This is a genomic window from Paenibacillus sp. FSL W8-1187 (assembly GCF_037965485.1).
Taxonomy (GTDB): domain Bacteria; phylum Bacillota; class Bacilli; order Paenibacillales; family Paenibacillaceae; genus Paenibacillus_O; species Paenibacillus_O pasadenensis.
Genome location: NZ_CP150181.1, coordinates 2,627,299 through 2,644,466, shown reverse-complemented (window position 1 = coordinate 2,644,466; position 17,168 = coordinate 2,627,299). Strand labels below are relative to the sequence as shown.

At 64.1% G+C, this 17,168-nt stretch carries 15 protein-coding genes; 6 read left to right on the top strand and 9 right to left on the bottom strand.

The annotated features are described in order from the left end of the window. Nucleotides 1-20: 20 nt before the first annotated feature. The 4 genes from NYE40_RS11410 to NYE40_RS11395 all read right to left on the bottom strand — a co-directional run bounded on the left by NYE40_RS11410 (nt 21) and on the right by NYE40_RS11395 (nt 3,235). Nucleotides 21-1,043: a metal ABC transporter substrate-binding protein gene (locus NYE40_RS11410; protein WP_028599666.1), complete on the bottom strand. Its 1,023-nt coding sequence runs from the start codon at nt 1,041-1,043 to the stop codon at nt 21-23. Between the two features lie 28 nt (nt 1,044-1,071). After that, nucleotides 1,072-1,968: a metal ABC transporter permease gene (locus NYE40_RS11405; protein WP_028599667.1), complete on the bottom strand. Its 897-nt coding sequence runs from the start codon at nt 1,966-1,968 to the stop codon at nt 1,072-1,074. After that, a complete protein-coding gene (locus NYE40_RS11400) occupies nt 1,914-2,621 on the bottom strand; it encodes a metal ABC transporter ATP-binding protein (RefSeq protein ID WP_028599668.1) in 708 nt (235 codons plus the stop codon). The genes NYE40_RS11405 and NYE40_RS11400 overlap by 55 nt, the downstream gene beginning before the upstream one ends. Nucleotides 2,622-2,788: 167 nt before the next feature. Beyond that, nucleotides 2,789-3,235 carry a Fur family transcriptional regulator gene (locus NYE40_RS11395; RefSeq protein WP_028599669.1) on the bottom strand — a complete coding sequence of 149 codons (447 nt, stop codon included), beginning with the start codon at nt 3,233-3,235 and terminating at the stop codon, nt 2,789-2,791. 442 nt (nt 3,236-3,677) lie between these two features. On the opposite strand from NYE40_RS11395, the gene NYE40_RS11390 reads away from it, so the two are divergent. Next, entirely contained in the window at nt 3,678-3,950 is a 273-nt protein-coding gene (locus NYE40_RS11390; protein WP_028599670.1) for a hypothetical protein, read from the top strand. A gap of 117 nt (nt 3,951-4,067) precedes the next feature. Here the strand turns inward: NYE40_RS11390 and odhB are convergent, their stop codons facing one another. The 3 genes from odhB to NYE40_RS11375 all read right to left on the bottom strand — a co-directional run bounded on the left by odhB (nt 4,068) and on the right by NYE40_RS11375 (nt 9,948). Then, nucleotides 4,068-5,330: a 2-oxoglutarate dehydrogenase complex dihydrolipoyllysine-residue succinyltransferase gene (odhB, locus tag NYE40_RS11385; RefSeq protein WP_028599671.1), complete on the bottom strand. Its 1,263-nt coding sequence runs from the start codon at nt 5,328-5,330 to the stop codon at nt 4,068-4,070. A 6-nt stretch (nt 5,331-5,336) separates the two neighbouring features. After that, nucleotides 5,337-8,189, bottom strand: a complete 2,853-nt coding sequence (locus NYE40_RS11380) for a 2-oxoglutarate dehydrogenase E1 component (RefSeq protein ID WP_028599672.1) — start codon at nt 8,187-8,189, stop codon at nt 5,337-5,339. Nucleotides 8,190-8,511: 322 nt separating this feature from the next. Next, nucleotides 8,512-9,948, bottom strand: a complete 1,437-nt coding sequence (locus NYE40_RS11375; RefSeq protein WP_101809467.1) for an aldehyde dehydrogenase family protein — start codon at nt 9,946-9,948, stop codon at nt 8,512-8,514. A gap of 204 nt (nt 9,949-10,152) precedes the next feature. On the opposite strand from NYE40_RS11375, the gene NYE40_RS11370 reads away from it, so the two are divergent. The 3 genes from NYE40_RS11370 (at nt 10,153) to NYE40_RS11360 (ending at nt 12,355) form a co-directional block, all read left to right on the top strand. Continuing rightward, entirely contained in the window at nt 10,153-10,494 is a 342-nt protein-coding gene (locus NYE40_RS11370) for a helix-turn-helix transcriptional regulator (protein ID WP_028599675.1), read from the top strand. Nucleotides 10,495-10,728: 234 nt separating this feature from the next. Further along, on the top strand, nt 10,729-11,592 hold the full coding sequence (locus NYE40_RS11365) for a class I SAM-dependent methyltransferase (protein WP_028599676.1): 864 nt from the start codon (nt 10,729-10,731) through the stop codon (nt 11,590-11,592). A gap of 4 nt (nt 11,593-11,596) precedes the next feature. After that, complete coding sequence (locus NYE40_RS11360; protein ID WP_028599677.1) at nt 11,597-12,355, top strand: RluA family pseudouridine synthase; 759 nt, start codon at nt 11,597-11,599, stop codon at nt 12,353-12,355. Nucleotides 12,356-12,578: 223 nt separating this feature from the next. Here the strand turns inward: NYE40_RS11360 and NYE40_RS11355 are convergent, their stop codons facing one another. Next, nucleotides 12,579-12,989 carry a MarR family transcriptional regulator gene (locus NYE40_RS11355; RefSeq protein ID WP_028599678.1) on the bottom strand — a complete coding sequence of 137 codons (411 nt, stop codon included), beginning with the start codon at nt 12,987-12,989 and terminating at the stop codon, nt 12,579-12,581. Between the two features lie 174 nt (nt 12,990-13,163). Between NYE40_RS11355 and NYE40_RS11350 the strand changes: the two genes are divergently transcribed. Together NYE40_RS11350 and asd are read left to right on the top strand one after the other, a co-directional pair. Then, nucleotides 13,164-13,367, top strand: a complete 204-nt coding sequence (locus tag NYE40_RS11350) for a hypothetical protein (protein WP_043111584.1) — start codon at nt 13,164-13,166, stop codon at nt 13,365-13,367. A gap of 107 nt (nt 13,368-13,474) precedes the next feature. Further along, nucleotides 13,475-14,560, top strand: coding sequence for an aspartate-semialdehyde dehydrogenase (asd, locus tag NYE40_RS11345; protein WP_028599679.1), 1,086 nt, complete (start codon nt 13,475-13,477; stop codon nt 14,558-14,560). A gap of 148 nt (nt 14,561-14,708) precedes the next feature. Here the strand turns inward: asd and gyrA are convergent, their stop codons facing one another. Further along, nucleotides 14,709-17,165 (bottom strand): DNA gyrase subunit A, encoded by a 2,457-nt coding sequence (gene gyrA / locus NYE40_RS11340; protein WP_101809091.1) that lies wholly within the window; start codon nt 17,163-17,165, stop codon nt 14,709-14,711. Nucleotides 17,166-17,168: the final 3 nt, after the last annotated feature.

Genomic DNA, 17,168 nt, shown 5'->3' with positions numbered 1-17,168 from the left:
GCGGGGCATGCTGCCCCGGATCAGCCGTTCAGAGCGCCGACCAGCGCCTTCAGGTTGCTCTTCATGATGCTGATGTAGTCCTCGCCTGCGTCCGCCTGCTCCTTGGTCAGTCCTTCGAGCGGGTTGAGCACGTCGGTACCGGCTTTTGTCTCGGCTGCGATCGTATCGGCCAGCTTGGAGTCGACAAGCGTCTCGAAGAAGATCGTCTTCACCTGATGCTCGCGCACGAATTCGATGACCTGGGCCATCTGCTCCGGCGACGGCTCCTGCTCCGGCGACAAGCCGCTGATCGGCACCTGCTTCAGCCCGTAGCGCTCCGCCAAGTAAGCGAAAGCGGCATGCGAGGTGACGAAGTCCTTGCGCTTCGAGCCTTTCAGCTCGGAAACGAATTGCTGGTTCAGCTCCTCCAGCTTCGCGATGTACGCATCGGCGTTTTTCGCATAGTCCTCTTTATGCTCCGGATCGGCCTGCTCCAGTCCTTTTTGGATGGCGCGCACTTCCTGCTGGGCCAGCACCGGATCGAGCCAGACATGGGGATCCTTGGCATGCTCGTCCGCATGCTCGTCGGCGTGCTCATCCGCGTGCTCGTCGGCATGTTCCTCCTCGCCGTGATGATGGCCGTCGTCGATTCCTTCCAGCTCGGCCAGGCCGTGGCTCGCCTCGACGACGACGCGGTTCGGATTGGCCGCGCTGCCGATCGCCTGCTCGGCCCAGCTTTCGACGATGCCGTTGTAGACAAAGACGTCGGCGTCGCTGATCGCGGCCATGTCCTTGGCGCTCGGCTCCCAGTCATGCGGCTCCACGCCGGTCGGCACGAGCGGCACGACGTCGACATGAGCGCCGCCGACCTGGCGGGCGAACTCCGCCATCGGGTAGATCGTGGCGGCCACCTTCAGCTTGGCGCCAGCTTCCGGCGCGGCTCCGCCGTTTCCGGCCGCCTCGTTCGCCGCTCCGCCCGAGCCGCTGCTGCCGCAGCCGCTCAGCGCCAGCGCCAGTCCGCCGGACAGCAGCAGGCCGGAGATCCATTTCCTTTGACTTGCCATGTTGACCTTCACTCCTTCTCTCTAAGCCTCAAGATGTATGGGAATCCTCGCCCAGCCTCGGAATCGGACCGTAGGAGTGCATCTCCGTGTCCGTGGCGGCAGCATGCTTGGACTTCGCCCGGACGAGCCGGACGACCTTCTGCGATGCGACGCCGATAGCCAGGAAGGCGAGGAGCACCAGCGCGATCGTGCCGCCGGGCGGCGTGCTCAGCTCGTACGAAGCGGTCAGCCCGCTCATGACGCCGGCCAGGCCGATCGCCACGGCGAGCAGCAGCGCGGCGCTGAAGCGCGACGTCAGCCGGATCGCCAGCGCCGCCGGCAGGATGATGAGCGACGAGACGAGCAGCACGCCGACAATCGGCATCGCGGCCGCGACGATCATGCCGGTGATGACGCTGAACAGCATCGAGATCAGCCCCGTCGGCAAGCCGCTTACTTTGGCCGTCTCCTCGTCGAACGTCATCTGATACAGCGGACGGCGCAGGAAAAAGAAGAACAGCGCCGCGGCCGCGGTGACGATCAGCATGAGCAGCAGCTGGGAGCGGTCGACGGCGACGACCGACCCGAACAGGTACGAGGTGAAGCTTTTGCTCATCGTCTTGTTCAAACTCATGAGCACGACTGCCGTCGAGAGGCCGCCGACCATGATGATCGCGATCGACATCTCGCTGTACGTCTTGTAGAAGCGGCGCACGTACTCCACCGCTACCGCTCCGATCGTCGCGGTCAGGAACCCGGAAAGCGTCGGGCTGAGGCCGAGGAAAGCGCCCGCCGCGACGCCTGCCAGCGAGACGTGGGAGAGCATGTCGGCCATGAGCGCCTGACGGCGCAGCATCAGATACACGCCGAGCACGGAGGCGACGACGGCGATCAGCGCGCCGGCGAAAAATGCCCGCTGCATAAAGTCGTAGTGCAGCATTTCCATCCTCCCTCCCCCTTTCGCTCGAGCTCGATGATCCGATCCAGGTAGGGGCGGCATTCCTCCAGGCCGTGGGTGACCATGACGATCGACATGCCGTGCGCGTCGACCATATGGCGCATCAGCTCGTAAAAGCCTTTGCGGCTCGCCTCGTCCATGCCCGTCGTCGGCTCGTCCATGACGAGCAGATCCGGCCGCTGGGCGAGCGCGCGCGCGATGCAGATGCGCTGCTTCTGACCGCCGGAGAGCTCGCCGATGCGCCGCTCCCGCAGCTGCCACATGCCGACCTGGCGCAGCGACTTCTCGGCCAGCTCGCGGTCTTCCTTGGTCACCCGCCTCAGCCAGGAGCCGCTGCTTAGGCAGCCGGACAGGACGAACTCCTGCACGTTGCTCGGAAAGCCGCCATTGAACGCGGCGATCTGCTGCGGCACGTAGCTGACCTTGAGCGGCCGGCCGTCCTCGCGCTTGCCGGCGAGGAACGTCTTGCCCTTCCACGGCTTGAGCAGCCCGAGCATCAGCTTCAGCAGCGTCGTCTTCGAGGCTCCGTTCGGCCCCGTGACGGCCGCGAACTCCCGGCTCCTCACCTCGATCGTCGCATTATGGAGGCTGGGCGCATCGTTGTAGCCGAACTCCACTTCTTTCAACGAAGCTAAGATCATCGCTTTCGTCTTCCTTTCTATCTTTCGGGCGTCTCCGTCTATCATCGTAATATTTACATCTCGAGACAAAAGAAATCGCTGCCTGTCCGCACGAACGAGGTCAGCGAAGAAAGTTGTAATGATTACACTTTAAGTATAGTACCAGCCGCGAAGCGGGCTGTCAACGCCTAGCGGCCTACTTCGCTCTGGCAGCCCTCGCAAAGGCCGTATACCTCGAAGCGATGGTTCATGATCTTGAAGTTGCCCGGCAGCCTCATCTCCTGCTCCATCGGGCAGTAGTCGAACGTGAGCGTCTTCTCGCAATTCGTGCAGATCAGATGATGGTGGTGATGATGATTGCAGGCCGCCTTGAACTTGAGCCCCGCGTCCATCGAGTAGAACTGCTCCAGCACGCCCATCTCGCTCATGAGGCGCAGATTGCGATATACGGTATCGAAGCTGACGCCCGGATAGTGGACCGTCATCGCCTCGTAGACGTCCTTCGGGGACAGATAGCCTTCGCAGCCGGCGAAAATTTCCGCCAGACGCCGCCGCTGCTCGGTGATGCGCCAGCCTCCGCGGGCCATCGCGTCGACGATCTCCTTGGCCGTGCCGCCGGCATGGGTATGCGCCATGATCCCGTCTCCCTCCCTTTACATTCCAGTCGATGGTCCTATTGTACCATAACCGGACGTGGACAAGGTAGCTCCGCCCGACCGCGCATGCCGACGACCGGCAGGCGGAATCCGCCTGCCGGTGTCCGGGACCTCAGCCGCTACGACTTGCCGCCGCGCCCCGCCAGATGGATCATGGAAACGACGAGGGCGAGCAATGCGATCAGCGTATCCGTACTCATGAAAACCGCCTCCTGAAGCGTAGGCTTCTGTCGGCCGGCTTCCTCTCCCATGAGCGGTGCGGAATCGGTTTCCCCGTACTAGGACTATGCGGGCGCGGCGCCGAGTATTCTCCTTTTCCTGCCAAAAAAGCTCTCCCACATCCCCAGCCGCGCACGTATAATAAGAACTACGCTCTCGCGAGCCGAGCGCGGCCTATCCGAACCTTCAAGGGGAGACCATCATGAACCTCTACTTGATCGTGCTGTCCTTGTTCATGTATCTCATCGCCTTTTTCACCGGCGTCAAGCGCACGCCATGGCTGCTGGCCGCCTTCGCGCCCGGCAGGATCCGCAACCGCGACAAGCTGTTCCGAACCGTCTCCCTCTATAATTTGATCGCTTGCGTCATCGTGTTTTTCGTCGGCGTCATCAACCTGCCGGAGCTGTCGTATCTGCTCGTGCTCATCGGCTGCGGCTACGTCGCGCTGCTGCTGTACTGCAACCGCAGCATGTAGGGTCCCGTCCTCCACCGCGCAAAAAAACAAGCCCTGGATGAAGCCATCCAGGGCTTGTCTTGCGTGAAGCGATGCGGCGGCCATGCGTCCGCCGCGCGTTGAATGCTCTTGCGCGGATCAGCCTTCGAGCAGAAGGGATTCCGGATCCTCCAGCAGCTCTTTGACCGTGACGAGGAAGCGGACCGCTTCGGCTCCGTCGACGATGCGGTGGTCGTAGGAGAGCGCGATGTACATCATCGGGCGGTTCTCCATCTCCGTGTCGCTGGTCGCGACCGGACGGATCTGGATCTTATGCATGCCGAGGATGCCGACTTGCGGTGCGTTGAGGATCGGCGTCGAGAGCAGCGAGCCGAAGACGCCGCCGTTCGTGATCGTGAACGTGCCGCCTTGCAGGTCCGACAGCGCCAGCGAGTTTTTGCGGGCTTTGCCGGCCAGCTCGGAGATCGACTTCTCGATGCCGGCGAAGCCGAGGCGGTCGGCGTCGCGCACGACCGGCACGACGAGGCCGTCCGGAGCGGCGACGGCGATGCCGATGTCATAGTATTTCTTGACGATCAGATCGTCGCCGTCGATTTCCGCGTTGAGGAGCGGGAATTTCTTGAGCGCGCCGACGACGGCCTTGGTGAAGAAGCTCATGAAGCCGAGGCCGATGTCGTTCTTCTCCTTGAACGCATCCTTGCGGCGCTTGCGCACGTCGAGGATCGCCGTCATGTCGACCTCGTTGAACGTCGTCAGCATCGCGGCCGTCTGCTGGGCTTCGACGAGGCGCTTGGCGATCGTCTGGCGGCGGCGCGACATTTTGGTGCGCTCGACCGGCTTGCCCGGCTGCTCCGTGAACGCCGGCTTCGCGGCCGGAGCCGGAGCGGCGGCCGGAGCCTTGGCCGCAGGAGCCGGAGCGGAGCCGTGGCTCGCCACGTCCTGGCTGTAGATGCGGCCGTTCGGGTCGGTTCCCTTCACCTGGTTGAGATCGATGCCGCGCTCGCGGGCCAGCTTGCGAGCCGACGGGGAAGCGATCGGCTCTCCCTCGGAGGATGCGCTCGCAGGAGCGGGAGCTGCCGCCGGCGCAGCGGCCGGAGCCGCTGGAGCCGCCGCCGGAGCGACCGGAGCTGCCGTCTGGACCGGCTGCGCCGGAGCGGCGGCTGCGCCGCCCTCTCCGATGACGCCGATCGACTCGCCGACGAGCACGGTATCGCCCTCGCCCTTCAGGATGCTCGAGAGCACGCCTGCGGATTCCGCGCTGATCTCCAGGTTGACTTTATCGGTTTCAAGCTCCAGCAGCAGGTCGCCTTGGCTTACGGCTTCCCCTTCCTTCTTGAGCCATTTGGTGATTGTCGCTTCCGAGATGGATTCGCCCAGATCGGGAACTTTGATGTCAGCCACTTGCTTCTACCTCCCAAGTAAAATCGTGTTCAGAGCTTTTTGCTGCAGCGAGAGCGAAAGGATGGACTGCTGCTCGGCGGCGTGCACTTCCTGATGGCCGCTAGCCGGGCTCGAGCGGTCCGGACGGCCGATGTAATGGACGGCCTTGCCTCCGGCCAACTCGCGGATGCGAGGCTCCATGAACGTCCAAGCGCCCATGTTCTTCGGCTCTTCCTGAACCCAGACGATCTCCTCCAGCTTGCTGTAGCGGGAGATGATTTCGGCGATCTCCTTGGCCGGGAACGGATACAGCTGCTCGACGCGCACGATGTGCAGCCAGCTCATGTCCTGGTCCTTGGCGGAATCCAGCGCTTCCTCGAGGTCGACGGCGACCTTGCCGGTGCAAAGGATCAGGCGGCGCACGGCGGACGCCTTCTTGCCGAGGCCTTGCTGCTCCAGCACGAGCTTGAACGAGCCGCTCGCCAGCTCCGAGCCCGGCGACAGGACGCGCGGGTTGCGGATGAGGCTTTTCGGCGACATGAGCACGAGCGGACGCGCGCCCTCATGCTCCGTCCAGGCAGCCTGGCGGCGCAGCAGGTGGAAGTATTGGGCGGCCGTGCTCAGGTTGGCGACGGTCCAGTTGTTCTCGGCGGACAGCTGCAGGAACCGCTCCAGACGGGCGCTGGAGTGCTCCGGTCCTTGGCCTTCGTAGCCGTGCGGCAGCAGCATCGCGAGGCTGGAGCGCTGCTTCCACTTCGTCCGTCCCGCGGAGATGAACTGGTCGAAGATGACCTGCGCCGCATTGGCGAAGTCGCCGTACTGCGCTTCCCAGATCGTGAACGTCTCCGGCGAGAAGACGTTGTAGCCGTACTCGAAGCCGAGCACCGCGCCTTCGGTCAGCGGGCTGTTGTACACCGCGAAGCTCGCCTTGGCTTGCGGGAAATGATGCATCGGCGAAAATTTCTCGCCGGTCTTGTGGTCGTTCAGCACGATATGGCGATGCGAGAACGTCGCGCGCTCGGCGTCCTGGCCGCTCATGCGGATCGGCTTGCCGTCGGCGAGGATCGTCGCCAGGGCGAGCGTCTCGGCGAGCGCCCAGTCGACCTTCTCGCCCTCGTCGAGCATCGAGCCGCGGCGCTGCAGGATGCGCTGCAGCTTCGGATAGACGGTGAAGCCATCCGGAACCTGCAGCAGCGCGGCGTTGATTTCCTTGAGGCGCTCGAGCGGCACCGCCGTCTCGGTCGTCTCCGGGGCGTCCGGAATCGAGCCTTCGTTCCGGCGCTTGCCGCTGGCCGCCTGCTCCTTCATGACGTCGTAAGCCTTTTGCAGCTCGGCTTGCGTGTCCTGGATCATCCGGTCGATGTCGGCGGCGCTCAAGGCGCCCTCGGCCTTCAGGCGCTCGGCATACAGCGTCGCGACCGTCTTGTGGGCGCGGACCTTTTCGTAGACGAGCGGCTGCGTGCCCTCCGGATCGTCCATCTCGTTATGGCCGTAGCGGCGGTAGCCGACGAGGTCGATCAGGAAATCCTTCTTGAACTTGTCGCGGTACTCGCAGGCGAGGCGGACGGCGGCGATGCAAGCCTCCGGATCGTCGGCGTTGACATGCACGATCGGAATCTCGTAGCCCTTGGCGAGGTCGCTCGCATAATGCGTCGAGCGGGAATCCTTGCTGTCGGTCGTGAAGCCGATGCGGTTGTTGGCGATGATATGGATCGAGCCGCCGTTCGTGAAGCCGTCGAGGCCGGTGAAGTTGAGCGTCTCGGCGACGATGCCCTCGCCCGGGAACGCCGCGTCGCCGTGCACCTGGATAGCGAGCGACTTGCTCGGATCGCGGCGCGGGAAGCCCGGCTGCGTGCGGTCCTCCTGCGCGGCGCGCGAGAAGCCCTCGACGACGGAGTTGACGTACTCCAGGTGACTCGGGTTGTTGGCGAGCAGGATGCGCGCTCCGGCGACGGAGCGGTCCGCGCCGAGGTGGTACTTCACGTCGCCCGCCCAGCCGGAGTTGATGCCGACGGAGCCTTCCGACGGCACGAGCTCCTTGTTCGGCGCATGATGGAACTCGGAGAAGATCTTCTCGTACGGCTTGCCCAAGACATGCGCAAGCACATTCAACCGGCCGCGATGCGCCATGCCCATCAGGATATGACTCGCCCCGTCCTGAACCGCTTGGCGGACGATCTCGTCGATAACCGGAATAAGCATGTCGACACCTTCTACGGAGAACCGTTTCTGGCCGACGAACGTGCGGTGAAGGTAAGACTCGAATTGTTCGACATGAAGCAGCAGATTGAGCAGGGACTTGCGTTCTTCAACGTTCAGGGAGGCGTTGGCAATGCCCGATTCAGCCTTCGCGCTGAGCCAGTCCCGTTCGGTTTCGTCGTGGACGTGGCTGAACTCGAAGCCGATGGATTGGGTATACGAATTGCGCAGCTTCTGGATCGCTTCCCAGCCGTTGGAGACGCCGGCCGGCGCATGATCCCAGAGGAGGGAGGCCGGGAATCGGCTCAGATCCGATTCGTTCAGCTCAAAAGTGGATGGCTCGAGCAAGCGTGTATCCGAGGATGCGCGCAAGCCGAGAGGATCGGTATTGGCGGCCAGATGGCCGTAGGTGCGGATGTTGCCCACCAGCTTTTCGGCGGCGACGAGCTTCTTGAGCAGCGTCGCGTCGACGGCGACCTGTCCGCCCGCGGCCGGGGCCGTGCGGGAAGGCTGGGCGCCGAGTTCGGCAGGAGGCGCTCCCAGTTCGGCGAAAAGCTCGCGGAAGGAAGCGTCGACCGATTCCGGGTCGCTGCTGAACTGTTCGTACTGTTCCTGGATGTAGCCCAGGTTAGGTCCGAAAAAGTCTTTCCATTGCCTTTTCGTGTTTGATTCGTCGGTCATTTGCCAACTACCTCCGTTAAGTGAAAAAGGTTGGTACGGATGATAACCAAGCGCTGCCGAACCTCCGTCATGCCCGTGAAAAAGCCGCCGGCAGAGTACCGGCGGCCTGACAACAACGAATCATTGAACAGGTTCGGCTTCGATTGTGCCTCTATTATAAAGAAAATAAAGCGCTTATTCAACGTTTCGCGACAACCTTTCCGAAATTGTGACGATTTCGTTCACAACCTTGAGCGAAGCCGGCCTCTTTGCGGCCGAACATCGCGGGCAAAAGTCCGTCCTCCAGCCGAACCAGGCGCCGAGCGCCCAGCCGGATGCCGGATCAGGAGCGGTACAAGCCGCTGCGGAAGCTGACGAGCTTGGCCTCGGTCATCTCCTCGGCGGCGTAGCGGACGCCTTCCCGGCCGCTGCCGCTGTCCTTGCGGCCTCCATACGGCATATGGTCGAGCCGGAACGTCGGCACGTCGTTGATCATCACGCCGCCGGCCTGCAGCTCGGCTGCCGCATGGAGCGCATGCTCCACGTCCTTGGTGAACACGCCGGCCTGCAGCCCGTAGCGGGATCGGTTGGCCGCGGCGACCGCCTCCTCCCATCGGCGGAACGGCGCGATCGCGGCGACCGGGCCGAACGCCTCCTCGCAGCTGAGCTCGGCGTCCTCCGGCACTCCGCGCAGCACCGCCGGCCGCATCAGGCTCCCCTCGAAGCTGCCGCCGCACAGCAGCTCCGCTCCGCGCGCCAGCGCCGCGTCCAGCCAGCCCTTCAGCCGCTCCGCCGCCTTGGCGCTGATGAGCGGCGTGATGTCGGTCTCCTCGGCCAGCGGATCGCCGGCGACCAGCGCCTTCGCGCGCTCGGCGAGCATGGCGGCGAACCGATCCGCCAGCTCCTCATGCACGAAGACGCGCTGCACCGAGATGCAGACTTGTCCATTATAGGCAAACGCTCCGGCCGCCGTCTCGTCGGCGATCCGGCCTAGCTCCTCCTCCGTGAAGCCGCGATCGATCAGCAGCGGCGAGTTGCTGCCCAGCTCCAGCGTCGTGCGGCGCAGCCCGGCCAGCTGGCGGATTTGGCGGCCGACCTCAGGGCTGCCCGTAAAGGAGACGAACGAGACGAGCGGATGCGAGGCGAGCGTCGGCCCGAGCTCGCGCCCGTCTCCGGGCACGATGTTCAGCAGCCCGGACGGAAGGCCGGCTTCCTCGAACAGCTCGGCCAGGAACAGCGCGGAGATCGGCGTCTGCTCCGCCGGCTTGAGCACGACCGCGTTGCCGGCGGCCAGCGCCGGCCCGACCTTATGGGCGACGAGGTTGAACGGGAAGTTGAACGGCGTGATCGCGCTGACGACGCCTACCGGCTCCCGCCGCACAGAGGCGGTCCGGCCTTCGCCGCGCGGAGCGGCGTCCATCGGCACGGTCTCGCCGGTCAGGCTGCGGGCCGCCTCCGCGGCAAACAGATACGTCTGCACCGTGCGCGCGATTTCGGCGCGGGCCGCTCGGATCGGCTTGGCCGCCTCGAGCGCGACGATCCGCGCCGCCTCCTCCGCCCGCCGCTCGAGCAGATCGGCCGCTTGATACAGAATGGAGCTGCGTCGATGCGCCGGCATGCCGCAATGCTCGCGGAACGCCCGATCCGCCGCTTCGACCGCGCGCGCGGCCTGCTCCGGCGACGCATAGCCGACGAGGGCCAGCTCCTCTCCCCCGTATGGCGCGAGCAGCGGCGCCTGCTTATGCCCGTCTTCCCACGTCCCGTCGATCCATAACCGCATCAGTTGCGACATTTCGTATCCCTCCATCTTCATATTGTGATAGAAGCCAAACAAAGTCTAATGAATTCGTGCTTTCATGCGCCAATTTTCAAAGCGCTTTGCTTGACATGATACAATTTGTATCATAAAGTTTGATTATAAGGCCTGCTCGTCAAGCCTTTCTTTGAACCGCCAAGGTTCAGTCTGATGTAAGGAGCCACCGACATGACCATGACCATGGGCGACCGTCTGCGCGAGCTGCGACTCAGCAAGAACCTGTCCCAGGAGGAGGTGTCCCGCCATATCGGCATCACCCGATCCGCGTACAGCCATTATGAGATCAACAACCGCCAGCCTGTCTACGAGACGTTGATGAAGCTGGCCGCCTTCTTTGAGGTCTCCCTGGATTATATGATCGGCGGCGACCAAAATCAAAGCGAGTCCCAGCAGTTGAACAAGGATACGCTGGATCTGATCCAGACGCTGAACCGGATGGAGCCCGACAAGCGGAAGCTCTATATCGATCAGATGCTGAAGCTGCTTCGCAAGGCCGAATCCGCCGGCTAGCGGCCTGCTCCGCCTGCCGGCGGCAGGCGCGGCCGGCCGCGCCTTTCCCCGTTTTTCCCCTCGTCCCGATCCGGCCCTCCTCCTGCCTCTTGCCGGGCGCCTCCCCGTCTGCGCGAATCGGCGGCTTTCCTTCACCCCGCCTTGCCCTCCGGCTCTCTCCTTCATTGCTTCGATCCATCGCTCCCGATATAATGAATGGACGATCGCATGACAGAAGGGACCGAGAATTCATCGATGTATACTGCTGACCAATGGAAAGATTACGAACTGATCGACACCGGCGACGGAGACAAGCTCGAGCGCTGGGGCGACGTGACGCTGCGCCGTCCCGACCCGCAGATCATCTGGCCGTTCCGCGGAGACCGCAAAGCCTGGACGTCCGCCGACGGCCATTACCATCGCAGCAGCGCCGGCGGCGGCAGCTGGGATTACCGCAAGGCGCTTCCCGAGCGCTGGACGATCCGCTACGGCGAGCTGAGCTTCCATATCAAGCCGACGAGCTTCAAGCATACCGGACTGTTCCCGGAGCAGGCCGTCAACTGGAGCTGGATGATGGACAAGATCCGCTCCGCAGGCAGGCCGATCCGCGTCCTCAACCTGTTCGCCTATACGGGCGGAGCGACCGTCGCCTGCGCCGCCGCCGGTGCGGAGGTGTGCCATGTGGACGCCGCCAAGGGCATGGTGCAGTGGGCCAAGGAGAACGCCGCGCTGTCCGGGCTGGCCGAGCGCCCCATCCGCTACATCACCGACGACGTGTTCAAATTCGTGCAGCGCGAGCAGCGCCGCGGCAGCAAGTACGACGCGATCATCATGGATCCGCCGTCCTACGGACGCGGCCCCGGCGGCGAGATGTGGAAGCTCGAATCGAGCCTTTTCCCGTTCCTCGAGTCGTGCATGGACATCCTGAGCGAGAAGCCGCTTTTCCTGCTCCTCAACTCCTATACGACGGGACTGTCGCCGCAGGTGCTGCACAACCTGCTGGAGATGACCGCCCGCAAGCGCTTCGGCGGCTCCATCCACTGCGGCGAGATCGGCCTGCCGATCACCGCCTCCGGCCTGACGCTGCCATGCGGCATCCTCGGCCGCTGGGAGGCGTGATCCGGTGAGCGCCAGCCCCGGCAGCGCGTCCGACATCCCGATCCTCTACGAGGACAACCATCTGCTCGTCGTCGTCAAGCCGCCCGGCGTGCCCTCGCAGGAGGACGAGAGCGGCGATCCGGACATGCTGACGCTGCTCAAGGCCGATCTCAAGCGCCGCTACGACAAGCCGGGCAACGTGTTTCTCGGCCTCGTGCATCGGCTCGACCGACCCGTCGGCGGCGTCATGCTGTTCGCCAAGACGTCCAAGGCGGCGAGCCGGCTGTCCGACGCCGTCCGCACGCGCGCGTTCCGCAAGACGTACCTCGCCGTCCTCACGGCCAAGCCGCAGACGGACTCGGGCAGCCTTCGCCACTACCTGCAAAAGGACGCCGCCCGCAACGTCGTGACGGCTTACGCCAAGCCGACCGGCGACGCCAAGGAAGCTCGCCTCGACTACCGGACCTGGCCCGGAGCGGACGGCGCGCCGCTGGCGGCGGTGCGACTCCACACCGGACGTCCCCATCAGATCCGCGCGCAGTTCGCCGCGATCGGCTGCCCGCTGGCCGGCGACCGCAAGTACGGCCCATCCGGCCGCGGCGCTCCAGCACGCGGCGGACACGGCGACATCGCGCTCTGGTCGGCGGCCGCCGGCATCGCCCATCCGGTGACCAAGGAGTGGATGGAGTTCCGCTCGCTTCCGCCGCGCGCCTTCCCTTGGACGGCTTGGACGGAGCAGCAGCTGGAGCAGGCGGCCTCCGCCGTCCAGCACGCTTCCGACTGAAGGCGGGCCGAGACGGATCGTCTGGCAGGAAAAGCAGGCGGCTTTGCCGCAAGAGAGCCGAGGGCCGAACAGCCGGAATCAGCAAACAAGGGCCGAGCCGGCTTCCCTGCGAGGGGAAGCCGGCTCGGCCCTTTGTGCGGCGCGGCTGAAAGGAAATGCGGCGCGGACGGCCTTGGCGGTCCGCCCTTGACCTGCCGCCGGGACACGCCCGGCATGGAAGCGGCTAGCCCGCGTTGGCGACCTTGCCGAGCAGGTAGACGAGCAGCTGCTGGTTATGGGACGAGATGCGGTCGAGCGCCCCCTTGAGGAACTCCTCGCGAATCTCCACTCCCCGCTTCACCTCGTGCTCGCCGTGGCTCGTCATCTGCACCCAGACGATGCGCCGGTCGGAGGAGTCGCGGCTGCGCTCGATCAAGCCGCCCTTCTCCATCCGGTCAAGCAGCGTCGTGATCGCCGCCGGCGTCGTCTGCAGATGCTGAAGCAGCTCCGACGGCTTCATCGGCTGATGCTTCTGCAGCAGCTCCAGCACGTTCAGCTGTCCTTCGGTCAGCTGAGGAAGCAGCTGCTCCTCCAAATGGTTCTTCCATTCCTTCGAGATCTTGATCCACAGCCTGGCGAAATCCTCGGTTATCAACGCGAACACCTGCTTTCTGAATGGATAGGTCCGACGAGGACAAGTCTGTCCTCTGCTAATTCCTGATTATACCATCTGACTTTGTCGAAAGAAAGGTTAATCGGATTAATAATTCTAGACCTTAATCGATCTCTTTCCGAACCTTTAGACATAGGTTGACATAGGATGCAAGACATGAAGGCGACAGAAGGCGAAAGGGTGATCATCATGGAAGGGCATAAGGAAGCGGTCATCCGCAAAATCCGTGCCTACGGCATCATCAAGGACCCCGAGCTGCTGGAGCGGCCCGACGAGCCGGTTCCGCTCTGGGTGCTGCTGGAAGCGCTCTTGCACGTGATCGACCGACTAGAGCCTTCCGACGACCGGCCGTACGACTGACAGGCTCTGCGAGGGGCCTCTTTTTTTCGTTAAAGCATTGAACCTTTACGGGCATGCTTGGTATAATCATTACATTTATTCCGTTAGATAGAGAGGGTTGAATTTCGATGACACAAAAGCTCAGAACCGGCATCGTAGGCGGAACCGGCATGGTCGGACAGCGCTTCGTCGCCTTGCTGGACCATCACCCTTGGTTCGAAGTGACGGCGATCGCGGCCAGCGCGAGCTCCGCCGGCAAATCGTATGAAGAAGCGGTGCGCGGCCGCTGGAAGCTGGACACGCCGATGCCCGAAGCCGTCAAGGCGATCCAGGTGCAGGACGCGTCCAAGGTCGAGGAGGTCGCAGCCGAGCTCGACGTGATCTTCTGCGCGGTCGACATGAAAAAGCAGGAGATCCAAGCGCTCGAAGAGGCTTACGCCAAAGCCGGCGTCGCCGTCATCTCCAACAACTCCGCCCATCGCTGGACCGCCGACGTCCCGATGGTCATTCCCGAAATCAACCCGGAGCATCTGGAGGTCATCGCCTCCCAGCGCGAGCGCCTCGGCACCGAGACCGGCTTCATCGCCGTCAAGCCGAACTGCTCCATCCAGAGCTACGTTCCGATGCTGACCGCGCTCAAGGAGTTCGGACCGAAGCAAGTCGTCGCGAGCACCTATCAGGCGATCTCCGGCGCGGGCAAAACGTTCGCCGACTGGCCGGAGATGATCGACAACGTCATCCCGTATATCGGCGGAGAGGAAGAGAAGAGCGAGCAGGAGCCGCTGCGCATCTGGGGCAAGGTCGAGGACGGCGCGATCGTCAAGGCTTCCGAGCCGGCGATCACGACCCAGTGCATCCGCGTCCCGGTCGCGGACGGCCATCTGGCGACGGTGTTCGTGAACTTCGAGACCAAGCCGAGCAAGCAGGACATCCTCGACCGCTGGGCCGCCTTCGCGGGCCGTCCGCAGGAGCTGGAGCTGCCTAGCGCGCCGAAGCAGTTCATCACCTACTTCGAGGAAGACAACCGCCCGCAGACGGGCTTGGACCGGGGCATCGAGAACGGCATGGGCATCAGCGCCGGACGGCTGCGCGAGGACTCGCTGTACGACTTCAAATTCGTCGGCCTCTCGCACAACACGCTCCGCGGCGCCGCGGGCGGCGCCGTGCTGATCGCCGAGCTGCTCAAGGCCGAGGGCTATATCGTCGCCCGCTGAGCACAGCGGACCGATCGAGAGCCGGCAGCAAGCAAAAGGGACGAAGCGGAGAAAATCTCCGCTTCGTCCCTTTTTTCGATGAATGGCCGTTCGGCAGCCGAACGTGAACCGGTCATCTGTCCATCTCTGCCCGGCTGCCGCCGCCGGATCAGCCTTCCTGGCTGATTTCCGGCCGCTGGAACAGCTGCATGACAGCGTCGTTCTTCTCGACCTGGACCATCGCCCGGCCGACCGACTTGCGGTCGTCGAGCGGCGTCTTCTCGCTCTGGAAGCGCTGCTCGCCGCCTCCGGCGAGCAGCGCGCTCAGCTCGCGCGGCTCCTTGCAGTACGAGGCGCCGACGAGCGCCGCGCCGTTCGGCTTGACCCGCTTGCCTTCCTTGAACTCGAACGTGATGACGCCCTTGCCGCCGCGGCCCTGGACCGGGTAGTCGGCGAGCAGGCTGCGCTTGGCGTAGCCGAGGTCGCTGATGACGAGCACTTCGCCCTCGTCGTCCGGACCGGCCTCCAGCGCGGCGGCAAGCTCGTCGCCTTCCTTGAGCTGGATGCCGCGCACGCCGCCGGCGACGCGTCCCATCAAGCTCACCTCGGCAGCCGGGAAGCGGATCGCCGCTCCCGCCCGCGAGACGAGCACGAGATGGCGGTCGCCTGCCGACTGCAGCACCTGGACGACCTCGTCTCCGTCCGCCAGCTTGACGGCCGCGATGGCGGTCGAGCGGTTCGTCGCATAGTCCTTGAGCTCGGTCCGCTTGACCTGCCCGCGCTTCGTGAAGAAGAACAGCGATTGGCCCGGCTGCTGGATGTCCTTGACCGGCAGCACCGCGACGATGCCGTCATCTTTTGGAATCGGGATGACGTTGACGATCGCCGTGCCGGCGTCCTTCCACTTGAAGTCCGGAATCTGATACACCGGCAGCAGGTAGTAGCTGCCCTTGCGCGTGAAGACGAGCAGGCTGTCGATCGTATTGCACTCCAGCACATGGCGGAGCGCGTCGCCTTCCTTGAGGCCGGACGCGTCCAGCTCTCCCCCGCTGCGGGCGAAGCTGAGACGGCTCGTCCGCTTGACGTAGCCGTCGCGGCTGATCGTCACGAGCACGTCCTCGGCGCTCACCATCACCTCGAGGCCGACCTTCAGCTCCTCGACCTGGCCGCGGATTTCCGAGCGGCGGTCGATGCCGTACTTCTCGCGGATCTCCAGCAGCTCCTCCTGAATGACCTTGAGCAGCTTCTTTTCGCTGTCGAGGATCGAGCGCAAATAGTGGACGCGCTTGGCGATCTCGCGCAGCTCCTTTTCCAGCGAGGTGATCTCGAGGTTGGTCAGGCGGTACAGCTGGAGCGTCAGGATCGCATCGGCCTGCCGCTCGCTGAAGCCGAACTTGGCGACGAGGTTGTCCTGCGCGTCGGCGCGGTTTTTCGACGCCTTGATCGCCGCGATGACGTCGTCGAGGATGTTCAGCGCCTTGACGAGTCCTTCGAGCACATGCGCGCGGTCCTCGGCCTTCTCCAGCTCATAGCGCGTGCGGAACGTGACGACTTCCTTCTGATGGTCGATGTACGCCGCCAGCATCTCCTTGACGCCGAGCTGGCGGGGAGCCTTGTTGACGATCGCGACCATGTTGAAGTTGTACGTCACCTGCAGGTCGGTCTTTTTGAGCAGATAGGCCAGGATGCCGTCGGCATCCGCGTCCTTCTTGAGCTCGACGACGATGCGCAGGCCGTCGCGCCCGCTCTCGTCGCGCACCTCGGCGATGCCGTCGACCTTCTTCTCGAGACGGATGTTCTCCATCGCCGTGACGAGGCGCGACTTGACGACCTGGTACGGAATTTCCGTCACGACGATCATCTTCTTGCCGCCGCGCAGCTCCTCTACGGCCGTTTTCGACCGCAGGTGGATGCGTCCCTTGCCGGTCGAGTAGGCGTCGCGGATGCCCTCCTCGCCCATGATGATGCCTCCGGTCGGGAAGTCCGGACCTTTGAGGATGCCCATCAGCGCCTCGAGCGGCATGCTGCCGTCGTTCATGAGCGCGATGCAGGCGTCGATCACCTCGCGCAGGTTATGCGGCGGGATCTCGGTGGCGAAGCCCGACGAGATCCCGCTGACGCCGTTGACGAGCAGGTTCGGGTAGCGGGCCGGCAGCACGACCGGCTCCTTGGTGCTGTTGTCGAAATTGTCCTTGAACAGCACGGTGCGCTTCTCGATGTCGCGCAGCAGCTCCATCGCGATCGGCGACAGCCTCGCCTCCGTATAGCGCATCGCCGCCGCCGGATCGTCGTCGAGCGAGCCCCAGTTGCCGTGGCCGTCGATGAGCGTATGGCCCATCTTCCATGGCTGCGCCATCCGCACCATGCCCTCGTAGATCGAGGAGTCGCCATGCGGATGGTAGTTGCCCATCACGTCGCCGACCGTCTTGGCCGACTTGCGGTACGGCTTGTCCGGCGTATTGCCGGCGTCGTACATCGCGTACAGGATCCGCCGCTGCACCGGCTTCAGGCCGTCGCGCACATCGGGGATGGCGCGGTCCTGGATGATATATTTGGAGTAGCGTCCAAATCGGTCGCCGACGACCTCCTCGAGGAATGCCGGCAGAAATTGCTCGCTTGCGCTCATGAG